Origin of the sequence: Sphingomonas elodea ATCC 31461 (genome assembly GCF_000226955.1) — a bacterium.
Lineage (GTDB): Bacteria > Pseudomonadota > Alphaproteobacteria > Sphingomonadales > Sphingomonadaceae > Sphingomonas > Sphingomonas elodea.
Window position 1 is genome coordinate 17143 of record NZ_AGFU01000037.1, and the last position, 19642, is coordinate 36784.

Annotated in this window: 15 protein-coding genes; 6 read left to right on the forward strand and 9 right to left on the reverse strand. The window is 66.4% G+C overall.

What is annotated here, in order from left to right; all coding sequences use genetic code 11:
• Positions 1 to 40 precede the first annotated feature (40 nt).
• Entirely contained in the window at positions 41 to 1180 is a 1140-nt protein-coding gene (locus KK7_RS0111830) for a helix-turn-helix transcriptional regulator (RefSeq protein WP_029623212.1), read from the reverse strand.
• Between the two features lie 182 nt (positions 1181 to 1362).
• On the opposite strand from KK7_RS0111830, the gene KK7_RS23245 reads away from it, so the two are divergent.
• Positions 1363 to 2004 carry a PEP-CTERM sorting domain-containing protein gene (locus KK7_RS23245; protein WP_010544863.1) on the forward strand — a complete coding sequence of 214 codons (642 nt, stop codon included), beginning with the start codon at positions 1363 to 1365 and terminating at the stop codon, positions 2002 to 2004.
• Positions 2005 to 2037: 33 nt separating this feature from the next.
• Here the strand turns inward: KK7_RS23245 and KK7_RS0111840 are convergent, their stop codons facing one another.
• The 3 genes from KK7_RS0111840 to KK7_RS0111850 form a co-directional block, all read right to left on the reverse strand.
• Complete coding sequence (locus tag KK7_RS0111840; RefSeq protein ID WP_010544864.1) at positions 2038 to 3096, reverse strand: glycosyltransferase family 2 protein; 1059 nt, start codon at positions 3094 to 3096, stop codon at positions 2038 to 2040.
• The gene (locus KK7_RS0111845) at positions 3093 to 5603 is read right to left on the reverse strand and encodes a DegT/DnrJ/EryC1/StrS family aminotransferase (RefSeq protein ID WP_010544865.1); all 2511 of its coding nucleotides are present in this window, start codon (positions 5601 to 5603) and stop codon (positions 3093 to 3095) included. Before KK7_RS0111845 ends, KK7_RS0111840 begins: the two co-directional genes overlap by 4 nt.
• 135 nt (positions 5604 to 5738) lie before the next feature.
• A complete protein-coding gene (locus KK7_RS0111850) occupies positions 5739 to 6965 on the reverse strand; it encodes an NF038122 family metalloprotease (protein ID WP_040598486.1) in 1227 nt (408 codons plus the stop codon).
• 401 nt (positions 6966 to 7366) lie between these two features.
• On the opposite strand from KK7_RS0111850, the gene KK7_RS0111855 reads away from it, so the two are divergent.
• A complete protein-coding gene (locus KK7_RS0111855; RefSeq protein WP_010544867.1) occupies positions 7367 to 9835 on the forward strand; it encodes a TonB-dependent receptor domain-containing protein in 2469 nt (822 codons plus the stop codon).
• 61 nt (positions 9836 to 9896) lie between these two features.
• On the opposite strand, the gene KK7_RS0111860 is transcribed toward KK7_RS0111855, so the two are convergent.
• The 3 genes from KK7_RS0111860 to KK7_RS0111870 all read right to left on the reverse strand — a co-directional run bounded on the left by KK7_RS0111860 (position 9897) and on the right by KK7_RS0111870 (position 11820).
• Complete coding sequence (locus KK7_RS0111860) at positions 9897 to 10652, reverse strand: hypothetical protein (RefSeq protein WP_010544868.1); 756 nt, start codon at positions 10650 to 10652, stop codon at positions 9897 to 9899.
• Positions 10653 to 10741: 89 nt separating this feature from the next.
• Positions 10742 to 11059, reverse strand: a complete 318-nt coding sequence (locus KK7_RS0111865; RefSeq protein WP_010544869.1) for a hypothetical protein — start codon at positions 11057 to 11059, stop codon at positions 10742 to 10744.
• A 131-nt stretch (positions 11060 to 11190) separates the two neighbouring features.
• Positions 11191 to 11820: a hypothetical protein gene (locus KK7_RS0111870; RefSeq protein WP_010544870.1), complete on the reverse strand. Its 630-nt coding sequence runs from the start codon at positions 11818 to 11820 to the stop codon at positions 11191 to 11193.
• A gap of 363 nt (positions 11821 to 12183) precedes the next feature.
• Between KK7_RS0111870 and KK7_RS0111875 the strand changes: the two genes are divergently transcribed.
• From KK7_RS0111875 to KK7_RS0111885, 3 genes are read left to right on the forward strand one after another with little or no spacing between them, the layout of a single operon-like run.
• Positions 12184 to 12954, forward strand: coding sequence for a bacteriorhodopsin-like (locus tag KK7_RS0111875; protein ID WP_010544871.1), 771 nt, complete (start codon positions 12184 to 12186; stop codon positions 12952 to 12954).
• Positions 12955 to 12957: 3 nt separating this feature from the next.
• Entirely contained in the window at positions 12958 to 13920 is a 963-nt protein-coding gene (locus KK7_RS0111880) for a beta-carotene 15,15'-dioxygenase, Brp/Blh family (protein ID WP_010544872.1), read from the forward strand.
• 8 nt (positions 13921 to 13928) lie between these two features.
• Positions 13929 to 14153 carry a hypothetical protein gene (locus tag KK7_RS0111885; protein ID WP_010544873.1) on the forward strand — a complete coding sequence of 75 codons (225 nt, stop codon included), beginning with the start codon at positions 13929 to 13931 and terminating at the stop codon, positions 14151 to 14153.
• A gap of 6 nt (positions 14154 to 14159) precedes the next feature.
• On the opposite strand, the gene lepA is transcribed toward KK7_RS0111885, so the two are convergent.
• The gene (gene lepA, locus KK7_RS0111890; protein ID WP_010544874.1) at positions 14160 to 15968 is read right to left on the reverse strand and encodes a translation elongation factor 4; all 1809 of its coding nucleotides are present in this window, start codon (positions 15966 to 15968) and stop codon (positions 14160 to 14162) included.
• A 141-nt stretch (positions 15969 to 16109) separates the two neighbouring features.
• Between lepA and KK7_RS0111895 the strand changes: the two genes are divergently transcribed.
• Positions 16110 to 17072, forward strand: a complete 963-nt coding sequence (locus KK7_RS0111895; RefSeq protein ID WP_010544875.1) for a CsgG/HfaB family protein — start codon at positions 16110 to 16112, stop codon at positions 17070 to 17072.
• A 103-nt stretch (positions 17073 to 17175) separates the two neighbouring features.
• On the opposite strand, the gene KK7_RS0111900 is transcribed toward KK7_RS0111895, so the two are convergent.
• Positions 17176 to 19470 carry a TonB-dependent receptor gene (locus KK7_RS0111900; protein ID WP_010544876.1) on the reverse strand — a complete coding sequence of 765 codons (2295 nt, stop codon included), beginning with the start codon at positions 19468 to 19470 and terminating at the stop codon, positions 17176 to 17178.
• Positions 19471 to 19642: the final 172 nt, after the last annotated feature.

Genomic DNA, 19642 nt, shown 5'->3' on the forward strand with positions numbered 1-19642 from the left:
TCCGGGCTATGGTGTCAACCCTGAGAGGCCATATGATGCGCTAGGCGCCAATCGCCCGCACCCGCGCCGCCAACGCGGCCTCACGCCCCACGCCCGCTTTGCGAAAGATCGATCTGAGTTGTGCGTTGACCGTCTGCTCGGACACGTCACGGCGACGGGCGATCTCGCGGCGCGACATGCCGTCGCCGATACGTACCGCAATCTCGGCCTCGCCCACGGTCAGATCCCAGGCAGATCTCAACAGCTGCGCGGTGGCGCCATCGGCCGATTGAGGGCGCCGCAGTGTCACCAGAATGCGCGCCGCGCACCCGAAATCCAAGCTGTGCCCGGGCAATGCGAAAAGGCTGCACGTCGCGCCTTCCCCCTCCGAGACGACATCCGGCAGCCAGAGCTGCCCCTGTCCCGTCTCGCCGCTACAAAGCTTCGCAAGCAGGCGAGCGAACGGGGCCCGGCGCCGCCGATCGGCCGCACAGAGCTTGCTCCCACGCAGCGTCAGGAGCCCCGCCCCCCGCGCCTCGGCATCCGCGGCCGGCGTGAGCGCGAGCACCGAACCCTGCCCGGACAGCACGAAGGCCGTCGCCCGCATCGCCTCCATGCTCCTCGCGATCAGCGCCGCGCCCTGATGATCCAGCGCGATTTGCAGGTCGATGGCGCGCAGCACCGCGGGCGCGGTACGCAAGAACAGCGTCTTGGCGTCGTCACTCGTCTCGCCGTCCGCGGTGCTCCGCAGCAGCGCGTAGCCCAGCAGCAACCCGCTTGCCTCGCTGCGTAAGGTGGTCTGGCAGCCATGTTGCAAGCCTAGCGACGCGACGAGATCGTCATAGGCATCGAACTTCCCCGCCTGCTGCACCTCGCGATACTGGGCTTCGGCGACAAGCTCGAACGGCGCTCGCTGCGCCGCGATCCGCCAGTTCACCAGCGGCGATCCACCCCCGATCGCCGCGAATTCGGCGAGCAGCCGTGGGCTGTCGAGATTGGCGATGTGGTTGAAGTGCACATCCTGCCCACCGCCGATCCCGATGATGTGCGCACGGGACGAACCGGTTGCGGCAGCGAGTTGCTCCAACGCGGCCAGCCAGCCGCGCTCGGCAAACGGGGCGGCGAGAAACGCCCGTGTCAGCTCTGGTACCGGATCGCTCGACAATGCTGTTCCCCCCATACGTTCCGTCGCGTCCAACATGCCCTGCCGCCGACACTCCCACGATCATGGTATGCGCACCACCGTTCAATCGCATAGTAGTTAAGGCCGCTCCCATCGATCCTGGTGAGTCCCGGCACGTACTGCCCTGTGAAGATGCAAACAGAATGACGGCGATCGCTCGTCACGTACAACGTTCGGTTCATAGCGCAGGAGGTGATTCGATGAACATCAAGACCATGTCGGCCGCATTTGCCCTGAGCGCCATGCTCTGGTCACCCGCCTTCGCCGGCAACCACACGCTTCAGATCAAGGGCAACATGTCCTACGACTATAACGGCGTTTGGACCACAAAACCGTACACCTCGCTGATTTCCTTCAGCATACCCGGAACAAGCGACGTACCGCTCCCGTCGGTACCGGACGCGTGGTACAATCTTACCTCCGCTTCGTTCAGCAGCGCAGTATGGACGGATTTCGGGTTCACCGCCCCTTTCACCATCGACACCTCGGATGCGACATGGGGCGCTCTAAGCAACATCCGCTTCTACGGACAAACGTTCGAGCTCTATGCCTATGCCAATGATGTCAGCGGCAAGCAGACCAAATACTGGCTGGTAACAACGTTTCAAGACGACATGACCGATCGGACTCTCGCCGAGATATTCACGGGTCATGGCCAGACATCGTTCCAAGCGGGCGCGCTCGAAGTGTACGGACCGAACCCGGAAAACATCAGCTATAGCGGCCCGGTATCGATCACACCGATCGCGGTTCCAGAACCACAGAGCTGGGTGACGCTGCTCGCCGGCTTCGGCCTCCTCTGCGGCCTGGTACGCCGACAGCGCCGGCCAGTCGAAGCATAGCGGCGAAGGGCTTTTGCCCAAGAGGGAAAGCGCTCAGCCGCCCTTGCCGGCGAGAAACGCCGCGCGGACGGCACCGATCATTCCGCTCGTCACCATATCGACGGCGCGTGCGTCGCATATCGCCGCATCGGGGTGACGCGATGCGATCGCATGCCGCAACGGCAGCCGCCCGGATCGCACCCCCGCCCGGCACACCCGCCACCACAGCCGGGATATCTCGCGGTCGACCAGCGCCAGCGTCTCGGCATCGCGGTGCTGCGCCCCGAAATGCGCGCGCAGCACCGCGATGCCGTCGAACAGGCAACGCAGGTCGGCGCGGCTGCCGATCGGGGCCTTGGCCATCACGTGTCGGACCAGCAGCCCGGCAATGTCCGGCGCCCCCTCGCCCAGCAGCGCCCGGTGGCGCTCGCGCAGCAGCGCCTCGGCATGCGCGGTCATCGTCGTGTTGAACATCTGCGAGGCACCGCCCGCATGGATGCGGTAGCGGGTCAGCACCGTGTCGATCTGCTCGATCCGGCCAAAGGCGCGCAGCCGGTGGTAGAGGTCGAAATCCTCGACATAGCGGCATTCGGGCCGTTCGAACGGCACCAGCAGGCGCGCGGCGTCGGCGCGAAACAGCACCGACGACCACACCAGCGGATTCTGCACCAGCATCAGCCAGTCGATCAGCCCTCCGGTGAGCGGGCGCGGCCACTGGCCGGGCCGGACCTTGCCGCCCAGCAGGCAATCGGTCGCGGTGCTCACCAGCACCGTGCGGGGGTTCCCCTCCAGCCAGGCTATTTGGGCGGCGAAGCGATCGGGCAGGCAGAGATCGTCCTGGTCCAGCCCGGCGACATAGCGTCCGCGCGCTTCGGCAAAGGCGCGGTTGCGCGCGACCACCGGGCCGCCGTTCACCGCGCTTTCGATCACCCGGATGCGCGGGTCGCCCCATCCCCGCAGCACCGCCACCGTCTCGTCGTGCGAGCCGTCATCGACCGCGACCAGTTCCCAGTCGGGAAAGGTTTGCGCCTGCAGGCTGGCCAGCGTCTCCGGTAGCAGCGCCGCGCCGTTATAGGTCGCCATCACCACGGAAATGGCGGGGGCGACACTCATGCCGCAGCGCGTGCCCGGTCGGCGAGGATCTGGTCGACGATCATCCGGCCGATATCGTTCTGCCACAGCCACAGCCCATTGGCCTTGCCGGTGAAGCTCGCCTCGCCGCCCAGAGGCCCGTCCGGCACATGGCCCGAGGCAAGCCCCAGGCCGTAAACGCCGGGCAAGGGCCGCCCCTCCGCATCGAGCACGCGGCAGCGCTGGTCGACCAGCCGGGGGCGGCCCGGATGATCGGCCATCAGCGCGATCCGCGTGCCGTTCACGTCATAGAGCGGCAGCGCGCGCGGGCGATAGCCGAGCGCCCCGATCACCACGTCCGCCTCGGCAAGCTCCGCCCGGATCGCGGCATCGTCCTCGCCGTTCAGGCAGCGCAGCGCCATGCGCGGATCGGGGGCGCGACCGCCGACGCCGAGCATTCGGAGCACCAGCTCGCGCGCTTCCAGCCGGAAGCCGGCGAGGCGATAGACGAAGCCGCTCAGCGGGCAGATGTCGTCCGGCCCGAAATCGGTGAAGCCATCGGCCTGCGCCTCCTGCGCCGATCGGTAGAAGGGCCGCAGCGGGCGGCGATGGTAGAGCCGGAGCGCCTCCCCCCCCAGCGGCAGCGCCGGGCTCGCCTTGAGCAGCAGCACGGCAGAGGCCATCGCGCTGGTCGAGCCGCCGATGATCGCGATCCGCGGCGCCCGCTGCTCGGCCAGCCGTGCGCGCAGCCGATCGAGCCCGCCCAGCCGCAGGAAATCGTCCCCAAGCACCAGCCGGTCCCCCGCCAGCTCTCCCAGCGTCGTCCCGGCGATCCTCTCGGCGGCGACATGCGCCCGTTCCTGCCGGCCGCCGGTGGCGAGCACGAGGTTGGTGGTGCGCATCACCCGCTCGGCGCCGGTCAGCAGATTGCGGACGCGTGCCGCCCATTCGCCCTGCGGCGTGCGACGCGCCTCGATCACCTCGGATCGGGTGGCGACCACGCCGCCATGCTGGGCGACGATCGACCCGAGCCGCGCGCCGGTCGCCTCCAGCAGCGGCGTCGTGCGGGCCAGTGGCACGCCGAGCCGGCCGGCATGGAGCGCCACCTCGCGGCCCGCCGGATGCTCGGTCAGCGCCGCAATGTCATCGTGCACATTGTCCTTCACCGCCGTGAGGAAGGTCTCGGCCGTGCTGTCCGAGGTGATCGCATAGCTGCCGATCTCGCCGCGCCCGAGCACCGCGTCGCGTTCGACGATGGCGAGACCCGTCTCGGCCAGCCCGATCAGCTGGTCCGCCTTGGTCGCGGCGGTGAGCAGCGCGGTGCCCGCCGGCCCACCACCGACGATCAACGCCGAATGCACCGCGCGCCCCCGTCGCTCGACCCGCAGACCGTCCAGCCCGACGGAGCGGCAGGCGTCGATCAGCGCGGTGCAGACGGTATCGACATCGTCGATCGTCATGTCGTCGGTAACCGGCAGGGAAAGGATGCGACCGGCAATCTCGTCGGCGACCGGCAGGGGCCCGTCGATCACGCAGCTCGCCCGGAACCAGGGCTGCTCGCCCAGATGCGGGCTGAAATACTGGCCGGCCCCGATCCCCTGCGCGTCGAGCTGCGTGATGATCGCCGCGCGGTGTCCGGCAAAGGGGCGCGGCAGCAGCAGCGACTGGAACTGCAGCGCCGGCCGCGAGCCGTGGAGCGCCTGGAATTCGAAGCCGTGCCCGCGCACGAAGCTGGCCAGCCGCGCGCGATAGGCCTGGTCAAGCGCGGCACGGTGCGCGGCAACGCTCTCCAGCTCGGCCAGCCTGGCGATGGCGAGCAGGCCCAGCACTTCGGGCAGCTTGGCGTTGAGTCCAGGCCCCTCCGCCGAGCGCGCGCCGACAAAGCCGAAATTGGTGAGGCTGCGCAGCGTCTCGATCAGCGCCGCGTCGCCGCTGTGGATCAGGCCGCCTTCGGCCGTGGCGAATACCTTGGTCGCATGCATCGAATAGACGATCGGAAACGGCATCCCCGCCCCGAAGGCGCGCCTCTCGGCATCCAGCGTGCCGAGCGAGGCCGCCGCATCCACCACCACGCCGATGCCTCGCCGATGGTAGTCCTGGTAGCGTGCCAGATCGATGCCCGCGCCGAACGTGGCATAGGGCACCACCACCGCGATGCGGTCGCCATATCGGTCGAACGCCGCGGCCTCCGCCGCCGCCGCCATGGTCCAATCCTCGGGATCGATGTCGCACAGCACCGGGGTGAGGCCCGCCCATTGCACCGCCTGCGCGGTCGCGGCGAAGGTAAAGGCGGGAACCAGCGCGAGCGCCCCGCTACCCGCGCGCGGACCCGCCGCGTGGCGGATCGCGAGCATCAGTCCGATCGTTGCGTTGTTGACCGCCAGGCTGGCACCCTCGCCGCCGAACAGCCGCGCGGTTACCGCCGCTTCGAACTCCCGCACCACCGGGCCGCCGTTCGAATAGACGCCGCGCACCTCGATCGCGCGCAGTGCGTCGGTCATGGCGCTCAGCCGCGGCGGTCGCGGTGCGATCAGCGGCAACCGCTGCATGCTCATCTCCCCAGATGCGCTTCCGACGGAACCGGCGGAAGGTGGGAGACCATGGCAGACACGGCTTAGAAAAGCGTAAAACGCAGCAAGGCCGGCCCGGTCACCCGGGCCGGCCTCACTGTTTTTCGCAAGGACTTAGGCGGCGAGCGCTACGCCCCGCGATCCGCGGCGACGGATCGCTCCGCCCGCGAGCGCGAAGCCGATGAGCATCGTCGCCCAGCTCAGCGGCTCGGGCACCGCGAAAAATGCAGCGGTAAACTGCGCGGTGTTGATGTTCGCCGTCTTGTTCGCCAGCACGTCGAAATAGAGGTTCCAGCCGATGGCATCGAAGGCAGCGAGGTCGGTCGCCGTGATCACGCCCATTTCGCCGTAGCAGAAGGTCGGGTCCATCACGCCGATCTGGTTGTAGCCGTCGCATCCGCCCGCCGAACCCGGCGTGTCCTTGAAGTGCGACGCCTGGCGGCCATCGCCGTTATAGGCACCGGTGGAGAACAGCGCGCGGTCGTTGAACTGGGTCTGGCCGCCGTCGATCGAGAAATAGGAAGCCGTACCGATGGACCAGTCGAGCGCGGGCCCGGTGCCAGGCACCACATTCTTGGGATCGTTGCTGTATCGGAACAGATCCAGCAGCGTGCCAACCGGTTGCGTATTCCAGTTGACGGTATTGCCCGTCGGCGCCAGCGGCCCCACGCCGCTGAGAATATCGTACGTATCCACGCCGCTGATGAAGCCCAGCGCGTGCCCGATCTCGTGGATCGCCACGCCGATGAAATCCATCTTGCCGGCCGCGATCCCGTCGAGGGGATTGAAGTCGAAGCTGAATGCCGAGCTGAACTCGATGTCCGCATCATTCCCCGGCGGGAAACCGATGAAGCCGATCGCCTTCAGATTGGCCTCGGTGGCGACGACTCGCGTGTTGTTCGCGCCGAGCGACGTGTCGTAGACGACCTTGGTCGGGTCGATGCCCTGCCCGTTCGCGACCGGCGCGTTGCGGATCATGACGGTGCCGACGTTCGAACCGCTCTGATAAAGCGTGGGGAGCACGAGCGCCGCGTCGAGGGGCGTCTCGCCGTTCAGCTGCAGCTGGTTGAGCGCCGTCGCGATCGGGATGCTGTACCGCGTGCTGCTGGTCGAACCGATCACGCCAGCGTCCAGCGCATTATAGCCGACGCCAAGGTTGATCTCGACATTGTTCGAGATCACGCTTTCCCAGAACTTGGCGGCGATCTTAAAACCCATCTCGGCGCGGCTTCCGGTCACGCCGCCATTGTCGATCAGGTTGATCTTGAGTTGCGCCTGTGCCGGCGCAGCGGCGCCGATTAGACCGATTGCTGCAACGCCACAGGCAATCCACGCCTTCATATTCTTCGCGATGGACATTGTTTCCCCCATTTTCCAGCGCCGGTGCTTGCGCCGTGACATAGTTAACCTTGCCGAACACAGGACCGTCAAGGGACATAATCGATGCTGTGTGCTTGTTTTTGCGGCAGGCGCGAAATCGATCTGCTCTAAGCAGCTTCGACAACAGAAACCTCCCACTATAGATCTACCCAAAATGGATATGATCGTTAACACTTGGATTGTTTCAGAATATTTCTTCGATTTTGTGAGAACGCGCACCTCATCTGCGCCAACATCATACGTACATCCACGTATGGACGGTTGCACATCGGATAAATCTGCATCCCTGCGCAACCGATTCATTCCGGCAATTCTATAAATGGTCCGAGGGCGATCGAAATTCAAATCGACAGGGTGGGATAGTGAACCTTCGTGGACTGATACTTCCGCTGATCGCGACGAGCGCCTTCACGGCGCCGGCAATCGCACAGACGACGGACCAAGCCGGCAAGAAGGAAGATGCGCAGGCAGCACCGGAGAAGGAAGTCTTCTCCACGGGCGTCGCCAAGGGCCGCGACCGACTCGACAGCGCCACCTCGACCAGCTCGTTGAAGGGTAGCGAAGCGCAGAAACTGGGGCCGGTCGGCCTTGCCGACATCCTGCGCACCATGGCCGGGATCCGGGTCGAGAACGGCATCAGCGAAGGGAACAATAACTACACGGTGCGTGGCCTGCCGATCGGCTCGGGCGGCTCCAAGTACGTCCAGATCGAAGAGGACGGCCTGCCGGTCCTCGAGTTCAACGACATCTTCAATATGGCGGGTGACAGTTTCGTCCGCTTCGACTCCTCCATCGCCCAGATCGAGACGATCCGCGGCGGATCGGCCTCCACCTTCGCCACGGGATCGCCCGGCGGCCTGATCAACCTGATCTCCAAGACCGGCGACGTCGAAGGCGGTGCCGTGCAGGTCACCGCCGGGCTGGACTATGACCTCAAGCGGGTCGACTTCGACTATGGCGCCAAGCTGAGCGACAGCCTGCGCTTCCATGTGGGCGGCTTCTATCGCGTGGGCGAGGGCCCGCGCGCGACCGGCATGACGTCGTTCCAGGGCGGCCAGCTCAAGCTGAACGTCACCAGGACCTTCGCCAACGGCTATATCCGCGCCTATGCCAAGCTGCTCGACGACCGGGCGCCCAGCTATGCCACCTATCCGGTGACGCTGACCGGCACCAACGAGAACCCGGCGATCGGCAACATCACCGGCTTCGACATCCTGAAGGACACGATGTTCTCGCCGAACGTGAGCGCGATGATCACGCTGGACGGCAACAACCAGGTGAAGCGCTTCCCGATCAAGAACGGCCAGAACCCCCAATCCAAGTCACTGGGACTGGAAGCACAGTTCGACGTCGGCGGCTGGACGCTGACGAACCGCATGCGCTACGCCGACACCTCGGGCGAGTTCCTGCGCGGCTTCCCCAGCAGCGTCGGCCCGATGGCAACCATCGCCGCCTCGCTGGCGGGTGCCGGCGCCACCGCCACCTATGCCAGCGGCCCGAACGCCGGCAAGGCGGTGCCCGCCAACGCCAATGGCAACGGGCTGCTCTCCAATTTCTTCGTCAACACCTACAATCTGCGCAACGGCAACCATTTCGCCAACGACTTCCGCGGCACCCGCGTATGGAAGATGGGCGCCGGCGACCTGACCGTCACCGGCGGCCTCTACGTCGCGACGCAGACGATCGCGGTCGAGGCACTGCAGATCTCGATGGTGACCGACGTGGTCGGCGGCGGCCAGGGATCGCTGGTGAACCTGACCAGCGCGGCCGGCGTCGCGCAGACCCAGGACGGCATCTATGCCTTCAGCCGCAACGGACCGCGCCTGCGCCGCTCGTTCGACGTCGACTACAGCTTCTTCGCGCCCTATGCCTCGGTGAACTACCATTTCGGCAAGATCGCGATCGGCGGCAGCCTGCGCTACGATTCCGGCAAGGCACGCGGCTGGATGATCGGCGCCGATCTGGGTGGCGGTCGCAACGGCACGATCAGCTACGACATGAACGGCGACGGCCGGATCAGCGCCCCCGAGACGCGCGTCTCGGCGCTGCCGCTGGGCCAGCCCGCCCCCGTCAACTATGACTTCCACTATTGGAGCTATTCGGCCGGCATCAACTATCGCGCCGCCGAACCGCTCGCCTTCTTCGCCCGCTACAGCCGCGGCGGCCGCGCCAATGCCGACAAGATCCTGTACACCTCCGCAATCGACGTCGGCACCGGCGCGCTCACGGGGTCGGAGCACGCCGTCGACATCGTTCGCCAGCTGGAAGGCGGCTTGAAGTTTCGAAAGAACGGCATCACGTTCAACGCCACCGCATTCCTCGCCTATGCAGACGATCACAACCAGCTGAACGCGACCGCGACCTGGACCTATCGCAAGTACCGCACCTATGGCCTGGAAATGGAAGGCGGCATCCGCCGTGGCCCGTTCAGCATGAATGCCGGGGCCACTTATACCAAGGCGAAGATCACCACCGATTTCTTCGACTCCAGCCTGACCGGCAAGGAACCCCGCCACCAGCCCGCCTGGACCCTGCAGGCGACGCCGCAGGTCGACACCAAATATGCCACGATCGGCGCCAGCGTGGTGACGATCACCAGCAGCTATGCGCAGGACGTCAACCAGCTGAAGATGCCCGGCTTCACCACCGTCGGCGGCTTCGTGATCCTGCATCCAACCAAGGCGATCGACGTGGCGCTGACCGGTGCCAACCTGTTCAATGCCAAGGGTTTCCTGGACATCAGCCAGGCCACCATGCCCACCACCGGCATCGGCTGGGCGCGATCGGTGCAGGGCCGCACGCTGGCAGCCTCGGTCCGTTTCGCCTTCTGACGGTTCACCCCCAGCACCTCGCCCGGTCGCTCTCCCCCGAGCGGCCGGGCTTTTCTTTGGCTCAGTCCGTGCGGACGGCGGTCTGCACGTGCAGCGCCGGGAACACCTCCTCGATCGGCTTGCTGTCTGGCAGCACGTACACATAGCCGCCCTTCTTCTTGTACATCGGGCTGAGTAGCCTGGTGTAAAAGGCGTTCGGCACGTTGATGCAGCCGAAGGTGATGCGGTTGTCGTCCGGCGTGGGCGAGAGCAGGCGCTCGCGGCGCTTCTCCTTGCGCGCAGGCGCCCCCGTCGGCACCGGATGCAGCGCGACCGAGGTGTAGTAATCCACCCAGAGCACCCGCTCCTTGCCTACTGCCAGGCCGAACTTGGCGAGGAAGCGGCCCGCCGGCGTCGTCTTTTCCGCCGGTCCGATCTCGGACAGCTGCTTGGCGCCGATCCCCGGCGTCGCGTCGTCGCCCGGCGCGATGCCGATCAGCACAGGCACGGCGGCAAGCTGCTTGCCGGCACCGTCGAACAGGAACAGCGCGGCGTGCGGCTTGTCGACGATCAGATAGGGCAGCCCATTGTTGTCGCCGGCAGACGCGACCCAATCGTGCACCCGCAGCGTATCGGCCGAGGGCTGCAGCTTCGGCGCATCGGCGACGGCTTTGGCCTTGGGCTTCGCCTTCGAGGTAGGCGCGGCAACGCGCTTCGATTTGGCCGCGCCTGCCTTGGTCTTGGCGGCAGCGACCTTGGGCTTGGCATCCTGGACGGCGACACCGTAAGGGGCCGCGAGCATCGCCAGCCCGGCCAGCGCGAGAAAGCCTTGGATCATCGATTCAGTTGCTCACGAAAAAGGGGTGGCCGCCCCGAAGCACGACCACCCGGGTGCACCGGCGTGACACCGATGCGGCATGGTTCCGCTTAGTTGCGTGCGCGCTTGCGCGGCTTCGCGTTCTGCTGGTCGACGCGCTGCGACAGCGCCTGCTGCTGCTGGTCCAGCGTATCGACGCGGCCGGTCAGCTGGTCGAGCCGCTGGCCGTTCTGCTGCGCCTGGCCCGAGGCGGCCTGCGCCTGGGACAGCGCCTGCTTGGCGGTGCCGTCGGTTTCCTGAAGGCGGGTTTCGAGCGCGTCGACGCGCTGGCTCACCGGGGCGATCTGTTCGCGGACGAACTTCTTGGTGGCGCAGCCACTCAGGCCCACCGCGCCGATCATGAGCATCGCGAGGGGAGCAAACTTCATACCAGTACGCATAAACACACCTTTCACTCGTTAACTAAGGCTCGATCACCAAGCCGGAGCAACGGGACCGCAACAATCCCGATTCTGCCCGGCTGTGCTTCTTGTCCGGTGGGCGGAGTTGCGAGGGGCGATCATCGCCGCCTTTCCTTCCGCTTGCCGTGCGCAGCGAACGGATCGCGCGGGACTCCATCGTCGCTCGCCTGCGCCTTTTCGGGGCCATGCTGCGCCTCGACGCAGCGCCTGAGCTCGGCCACCGCCGCGCCGCTGCCGTCGAGCGGCAGCCGCGCGACCGGCGTCCGCCCACGATCGATGTGCAGTGCCTTCGACCCGGCGAAGGAGGTCGGGAACTTCGGATCGAACGCCGCGACGAAGCCCTGCTTGCCGTCCGCGACAATGCCGATCGCCTGGTGATTGGGATAGCCGCCCTGGGTCAGGCGGAAGGTGAGCTTGAGCCGGTCCTGCGGGCGGATCGACCAATTCTCGTTGAGCACCGAGAAATGGTTGCTGCCGTCGCGATCCATACCCAGCAACAGCGTGGTGCTGCCGGGCTGATCGAAGCTGCGGCTGATGAAGCAGCCCGACCCGTCCTTGCTGGCGGCCACCGTCCACGCGCCGATCTGCCGGGCGGCATAGCTTTGCGCAGCGGCCGGAAGCGCAGAGACCGTGCCGATCCCAAGCACCGCCGCAGCCCGTAGGATCGCACCCCACTGCGATCCCGCGGGGGGCGGCACGATGCCGAAGGGCGAGGTTGCTGCGGTCACGTTCGGTTCCTTTAGTTCGGCTCCACAACGTTCGACCTGCAAAACGGTTCTACGCCGCGGCAACCGGAATCGCGCCAGGACGGGGCAGCGCGTGCGCTGTGCGCGCCGAAAATGCCGCAGTGCAAGATAACATCCGCCATCCCCTAGGTACGTATCGATCTATCGTAGAAACGACGTAGTATTGATATTGGTTCTACAGAGTTTGTACCGTTCCGCGTCGCAATTCTCTGCGGCGCGCTTTGGCACATTACCTCTCTATGGCCACAACAGCCACCGCCATTCCGGCGTCAACAACAGTGCCTACCGCACGACGTGTAACCAGTATGCGCGCGGTAAGGACATTCGTCCGAAGGAGAGCACCTGATGGAGACGGCAATTGTATCGCCATTTCAGTACTCGCTGATCTACAACGCCTTTTCGTTTACGTTCGCAACGATGGCAGCAGCGACCATTTACCTGTGGTTCGGGCGATCCCAGGTGTCCTCCGCCTACAAGAACGCAGTAACGATCTCTGGCCTGGTCACGGCGATTGCGGCCTATCACTATTTTCGGATCTTCGAGAGCTGGGAATCGGCCTATCATTATCAGAACGGCGTCGTCACCGCGACGGGCATCGCGTTTAACGACGCCTATCGCTATGTCGACTGGCTGCTCACCGTACCCCTGCTGCTGATCGAGCTGGTGCTCGTGATGCGCCTCTCCCGCGAGGAAACCGTGCAGAAAGGCTGGCGGCTCGGTCTCGCCGCTGCGCTGATGATCGTGCTCGGCTATCCCGGCGAGATTGCCGCCGACATTCCCACCCGTGCACTGTGGGGCACGCTCTCGGCAATTCCGTTCGTCTACATCGTCTGGGAACTGTTCAGCGGCCTCGGCAAGTCGATCGACCGCCAGCCGGAAGCGGTGCGCGGCCTCGTCAAACAGGCACGTCTGCTGACCTTCGCCTCCTGGGGCTTCTATCCGATCGTCTACATGGCGCCCTATGCGCAGATTACCGGCCCCGAGGCGCAGACGGTGATCCAGATCGGCTACACCATCGCCGATCTGGTGGCGAAGGCGGGCGTCGGCCTGCTGATCTTCGCGATCGCCCAGCGCAAGTCCGAGGTGGAAGGGCACGGCACGCCGCACACGGCCTGACCCGTGACGCCCGCCGGCACCCCCACCCTGAACCCGGCAACCCACGCCACCGTTCGGACCCGCGCACTCGCGCAGGACCGGGCGGTGCCTGGGCTTTTCTGGCTGGCGGCGATCGCCCTGCCCGTCGCGGTCGGCGCGGGGCTGGACCTCGGCGGGCCGCTGGCCACCCAGGCCGGCATGCTGCTGATGCTGGTGGGCGGCCTGCCGCATGGAGGTCACGACCTGCTGGTTGCCCGGCAGCGCTGGCGGATGCGCGGCAGTGCACTGGCGTTGTTTCTCGCCTGCTATGTCGCCGCTGCCGCCGCAATGGCAATCGCATGGTGGGCTGCGCCGCTGGCGGCGATGCTGGCCTTTCTCGCGCTGGCGGCCTGGCATTTCTCCGAGGATTGGGAACTGCCGCGCGACCGGCTGCTGCGCACGGCCGCGGGTCTGGCGCCGATCGCCGCGGCGGTGCTGGGCCAGCGGGCAGCCGTAACGGCGCTGTTTGCGGCGATGACCGATCCGGCGACCGGTCGGCTCGCCGTAGCGCTGGTCACGCTGGTTGCGCCGGTCGCGCTGCTGGTGGCGGCGGTGGCGATCGCGGCGGCATGGCAGGGCGGATCGCGTCGCTGGGCCGCCGCCCAGGGAGCCGCGCTGCTGCTACTGACGGCCGCGCCGCCGACCCTTGCCTTCCCTACCTATTTCGCGCTGCTCCATTCGCGCCGCCACATCGTCGCGATTCTCGACGAATTCGGCGCGTGCGGCAGGGGACAACCGCATCCGGGCCTGTCCGCCGCGCTGCTGGCGCTCCTCGCCAGTGCCGGCTGGGCGCTGTTCAGCCCCCGCTTCGTCGATCTTGCCCACGGCATCGATCCGGCGCTCGCCTTCCAGCTGCTGTCGGTGGTCGCGGTGCCGCACCTGCTGTTCGAGGCGCTCGGCAACCTCGCCGGCACGCGCGACCGCGACGAATCCCCGCCGATCGCGTAGAAGGCGGCATGACCAGCGCTGTCCCGCCCGCCCCGCCCGCCCCGGCTCCTTCGGGGGCGCGTGCCACGCTTCGCATCGGCAAGGCCGTCTCGCTGGAGGCAAGCATCACCACCGGTGGGCTGCTCGCCGTCGCCGCCATTGTGGCCAGCGCGGTGCTGGGGTCCGCCGCAATCGTGCGGGCGACACGGCGCAGCCCGGGCACGCTCCCGCCCCCGCCGTCCCCGGCGGGGTAAGGCGGCTTACTCTTCGCCCATCCGCAGCGCGGCGATAAAGGCTTCCTGCGGGATCTGCACGCTGCCATATTCGCGCATCCGCTTCTTGCCTTCCTTCTGCTTTTCCAGAAGCTTGCGCTTGCGGCTGGCGTCGCCGCCATAGCATTTCGCGGTCACGTCCTTGCGCAGTGCGGCGATCGTCTCGCGGGCGATCACCTTGCCGCCGATCGCCGCCTGGATCGGGATCTTGAACAGGTGGCGCGGAATCAGGTCCTTGAGGCGCTCGCACATGCCGCGGCCGCGGCTCTCGGCGGTAGAGCGGTGGACGATCATGCTCAACGCGTCGACGGCCTCGTTGTTGACGAGGATGCTCATCTTGACGAGGTCGCCGGCGCGGTGGCCGATCTGCTCATAGTCGAAGCTGGCATAGCCGCGGCTGATCGACTTGAGGCGATCGTAGAAATCGAACACCACTTCGTTGAGCGGCAGCTCGTAGGTCACCTGGGCGCGGCCGCCGACATAGGTGAGGTTCTTCTGGATGCCGCGGCGATCCTGGCACAGCTTGAGGATGGGGCCGAGATATTCGTCGGGCACGTAGATGACCGCCTGGATCCACGGCTCCTCGATCTCCTCGATCCGGTTGGGATCGGGCATGTCGGCGGGGTTGTGGAGTTCGATCTCCTTGGCCTCGGCCTCGCCGGCTGCCTTGGTGAGGCGCATCTTGTAGACCACGCTCGGCGCGGTGGTGATGAGATCGAGGTCGTACTCGCGCATCAGCCGCTCCTGGATGATCTCCAGGTGCAACAGGCCGAGGAAGCCGCAGCGGAAGCCGAAGCCGAGCGCGGCCGAGGTTTCCATCTCGAAGCTGAACGACGCGTCGTTGAGGCGCAGCTTGGAGATGCTCTCGCGCAGCTTCTCGAAATCCGCCGCGTCGACCGGGAACAGGCCGCAGAACACCACCGGCTGGACTTCCTTGAAGCCCGGCAGTGCTTCCAGGGCGGGCTTCTTGGCATCGGTCAGCGTATCGCCGACGCGGGCCTGCGCCACTTCCTTGATCTGCGCGGTGATGAAGCCGATCTCGCCCGGGCCGAGATCGGGCAGCTGCTCGATCTTGGGGCGGAAGGCGCCGACGCGGTCGACCAGATGGGTCGTGCCGGTCTGCATGAACTTGACCTGCTGGCCCTTCCGGATCGAACCGTCGATCACGCGGACGAGGATGACGACGCCGAGATAGGGGTCGTACCAGCTGTCGACCAGCATCGCCTTGAGCGGGGCACTGGGATCGCCCTTGGGCGACGGGATGCGCTCGACGATCGCATCGAGAATCTCGTCGATGCCGATGCCGCTCTTGGCGCTGGCGAGGACGGCGTTCGATGCGTCGAGGCCGATCACGTCCTCGATCTCGGCGCGGACCTTCTCCGGCTCGGCCGAGGGCAGGTCGATCTTGTTGATCACGGGAATGATCTCGTGGTCGTGCTCGATCGACTGGTAGACGTTGGCGAGCGTCTGCGCCTCCACGCCCTGCGCGGCGTCGACCACCAGCAGCGCGCCCTCGCAGGCGGCGAGGCTGCGGCTCACCTCATAGGCGAAGTCGACGTGACCGGGCGTGTCCATCAGGTTGAGGACATGGCCCTTCCATTCCAGGCGCACGGTCTGCGCCTTGATGGTGATGCCGCGTTCCTTCTCGATGTCCATGTTGTCGAGCACCTGCTCGGACATCTCGCGGTCGGCCAGGCCGCCGGTGCGCTGGATCAAGCGATCGGCAAGCGTGGACTTGCCATGATCGATGTGCGCGATGATGGAGAAATTGCGGATCTTGGTGATATCGGTGGCCATGATTCCGCGCGCGATAGCAGGTGGCGCGCGAAAGCCAAAGTACCCGATTTTACCGCATCGCTAGGCCCAGGCGGTCCAATCTGTTACGCGCCCGCCCGGGGACTGTGTTTCTGACCGATTGTACAGGGAGGTTTTAGTACGATGATGAAGCAGTTGCTCGGCGCTGCCGGGGCAATGGCGCTGTGCGCGGGCGCCGCTCCCGCCCTCGCCCAGAGCAAGCCGACCAAGACGCAGCGCACCCAGGAGCAGGCCGTGCAGGACGTGCCGCATTGCGCGCGCAAGCTCGGCACCCTTTCGATCGTCGACGGCGACGATCCCCGCGGCTGGACGCAATATTCGCTGGCGCCGCCCCAGAAGCTGCTGAAGGTGCTGGTGCAGCGTTCGGGCTGCTTCAACCTGGTCGATCGCGGCTCGGGCCTGCAGGCGGCGGAGCGCGAGCGCAACATCGGCGGCAATCTCGGCCTGCAGCGCGGCTCGAACGTCGGCCAGGGCCAGATCAAGGCGGCAGACTATGTGCTGGTGGCCGAGGTGCAGGCATCCAACCGCAACGCCAGCGGCAGCGGCGTGGCGGGTGCGGCCGGCGGCATCATCGGCGGTCCGATCGGCGGCCTGATCGGCGGCATCAAGTCGCGCAAGATGGAGGCGAACACCGTCCTCTCGCTCACCAACGTCCGCACGACCGAGACGATCGCGACGCAGGAAGGCTATGCCTCCAAGAACAGCGTTTCCTGGGGCGCCGGCGGCGGCGTGGGCTTCCTGGGCGGCGGCGTGGGCGCGGTCGGCGGCGGCTATGACAATACCGACATCGGCCGGATCGTGACGCTGGCCTTCATCGACGCCTATGCGAAAATGGTCAACGAACTGGGCCTGGTGCGCCCCGGCGACGAGGGCACCGCGCAGGCCGCCCCCGCCAAGACCTTCACCGCCCAGGCGCCGGTCGCGATGCGCACCACCCCGGCCGCGGCCGGCAAGGTGATCCGTACGCTGCCGGTGGGCGCGATCGTCTATCCCACCGGCAACAAGAACGGCCTGTGGTGGGAAGTCGCCGACGAGAACGACAATGTCGGCTGGGTGCTGAACACCAAGCTCGCGCCGTCGAACTGATCGGACGCAGCTAAAGCAAAAGGGCCGCCGCGGTGTCTCCGCGGCGGCCCTTTTCTTTGGTCGCTGGCACCGCCCCCCGGGGAGGAGGTGCCAACGGTTCCGCTCAGTTGAACTTGCCGCTCAGCGAGAGGCCGAACACGCGCGGCTCGTTAAGCACGGCGGCACGGTAGTTCTCGATCACGCCCTTCAGGTTCTTCTCGCCCGTCAGGTTGCGGACGAAGCCCGCGATTTCCCAGGCGTTGTTCTCGGCGGTGTAGCCGATCTTCAGGCCGCCCTCGAAATTGCCGTTCGAGGTGAACTCCTTCGTCTCGTAGAGCACGAAGTTGGTATAGCCCTGCACGTTCCAGTCGGTCGCGAGGAACAGCTTGCCGCCGATGTCCATCGGGATATCGTAACGCGCGTTGAAGCTGAGATTATACTCCGGCGCGTTCGGCAGCGGGTTGCCGTCGATCTTCGCGAGGAACAGCGCCCCCTGGCGGCGCAGCGGATCGAGCACGGTGCAGGTCACCGCTCCGCCGAACGCGCAGACCTGCGCCTCGAGGTTCTTGTCCTCGATCTTGCTGTGCAGCAGGCTCAGGCCCGCCTGGATCGACAGGTTGCGCACCGGGCGCCAGTCGACATCCGCTTCCATGCCATAGGCCTTCGCCTTGTTGGCATTGAGCAGCACGCCGTTGCCGTTCAGGTCGTTCCCGTTCAGCTGGATGTCGTCGACCGTATAGTAGAAGCCGGACAGGTTGGCGCGCAGCGTGCGGCCCAGCTGGGTCTTCACGCCGGCTTCCCACGACAGGATCTTTTCCGAGTTCGCGGTGGTGAAGTCCGCATTGAACACCGCCGAGCGGCCCTGAATGGTCGGGCCGCGGAAACCCTTGGCGACGCGGGCATAGACGCTGACATCCGGGTTCACTTCATAGCGCGCGCTCAGGTCCCAGCTCGGCTGGGTATCGGACAGGCGGACATGACGACGACCGGTATAGGTGACGACGCCCGCTGCGGTGTCGGCGGTCTTCAGCAGATCGGTGGTCTTGGTGTCTTCGGTCACGCGGCCGCCGGCGGTGATCGTCAGCTTCGGCGCGATCTCGTAGCTCAGCTGGCCGAACACCGCCCAGCTGGTGTTCTGGTTGTGCAGGCGCACCCAGTTGTTCGGATTGTTCGCCGCACCGGTCAGGAAATAGCCGCGCTGGTAGAATTCGGTGATGTCGCGCGAATCGAAGTACATCGCGCCGACCTGCCACTTCAGCGGGCCGCTGCCGTTGCTGGCAAGGCGCAGTTCCTCGGTCCACTGGTCGAGGCCCTTCACCCGGCCCATCGACTCGCCGAATCCGGCGCCGCCGAAATCGACCGCCGCACCGCCATCGGTATCGCCGCGGCTGCGCCCCGACAGCGTCTCATAGCCGGTGATCGAGGTGAGCGTGACCGGGCCCAGGTCCCAGTTCACATGCACCGAGCCGCCGGCAGTGTTGTACTTCTGGGGATTGTCCGCACCTTCGTCCCAGCGCGCGCGGGTGAATTGCACGCCGTTGATCTGGTTGGAGCCCAGGTTCAGCGCACCGCGACGGAACACGGTGGCCGTGCCGTCATACCAGCGGGCATGGCCCGAGGCGAGGATCGACAGGCTCTCGCTCGGCGTGGCGAGCAGCTGCAGGCGCACGTCGCGCTCGTTGAAGCCGCCGGCGGCGTTCTTGCGGCCGACGCGGGTGCCGTCGGCGCTGGGGCCGGTATAGCTGTTGTCGATATAGTCGTCGCGGTGCTGGTAGAGCCCCGAGATGCGGAAGGCGAGCTTGTCCTGGATGATCGGGCCGCCGACGCCGGCATCGACGTTGACGCTGTTATAGCTGCCATAGCTCGCGGTCGCGCGGCCTTCGAATTCCTGCGTCGGGCGCACCGAATCGAACTTGATGATGCCGGCCGTGGTGTTGCGTCCGAACAGCGAGCCCTGGGGGCCGCGCAGCACCTCGATCTGGTTCACGTCGAACACCGGGTTCGACTTCAGCACGACATGCTCGAGGACGACGTCGTCCTGGATGATCGACACCGGCTGCGAGGCGCCGAGGTAGAAATCGACGTTGCCGAGGCCGCGGATGTAGAAGCGCGGGAAGATGCGGCCGGTCGAGGATTCGACGTACAGGCCGGGGACGCGGCCCGAAAGCGCGAGCAGCGTGTCGTCGCCGCCGGCGGTATAGTCGCGCGCCTGCGCGGCGGGCAGCACCGCGACCGAGAGCGGCACGTCCTGCTGGTTCTCCGGGCGGCGCTCGGCGGTGACGACGATCTCGGCAAGGCCTTCCTCGTCGTTCGCAGCGGCGGTGGCGCCGTCCTGCGCGAAGGCGGACTGGGAGACGAACAGCGCGCCCAGGGCGGCGCCGATCATCAGGCTGCGCTTGTCGCGCATGAGGTTCAGCATGGTTCTTTCCCCGAAAAGGTTTTGATCGTTTTTGTGTGAACGGCACGCGACGAAGCAGCGCGACGGACGTCCCGCTGCACAGCGATATGGCTGGTGGATCCCCCGATGCCGTCCCGGCCGCGCTAGGCCCGGATTGTGAACTTCCTGTGACCAAAAGCGGGCATGGCACCGC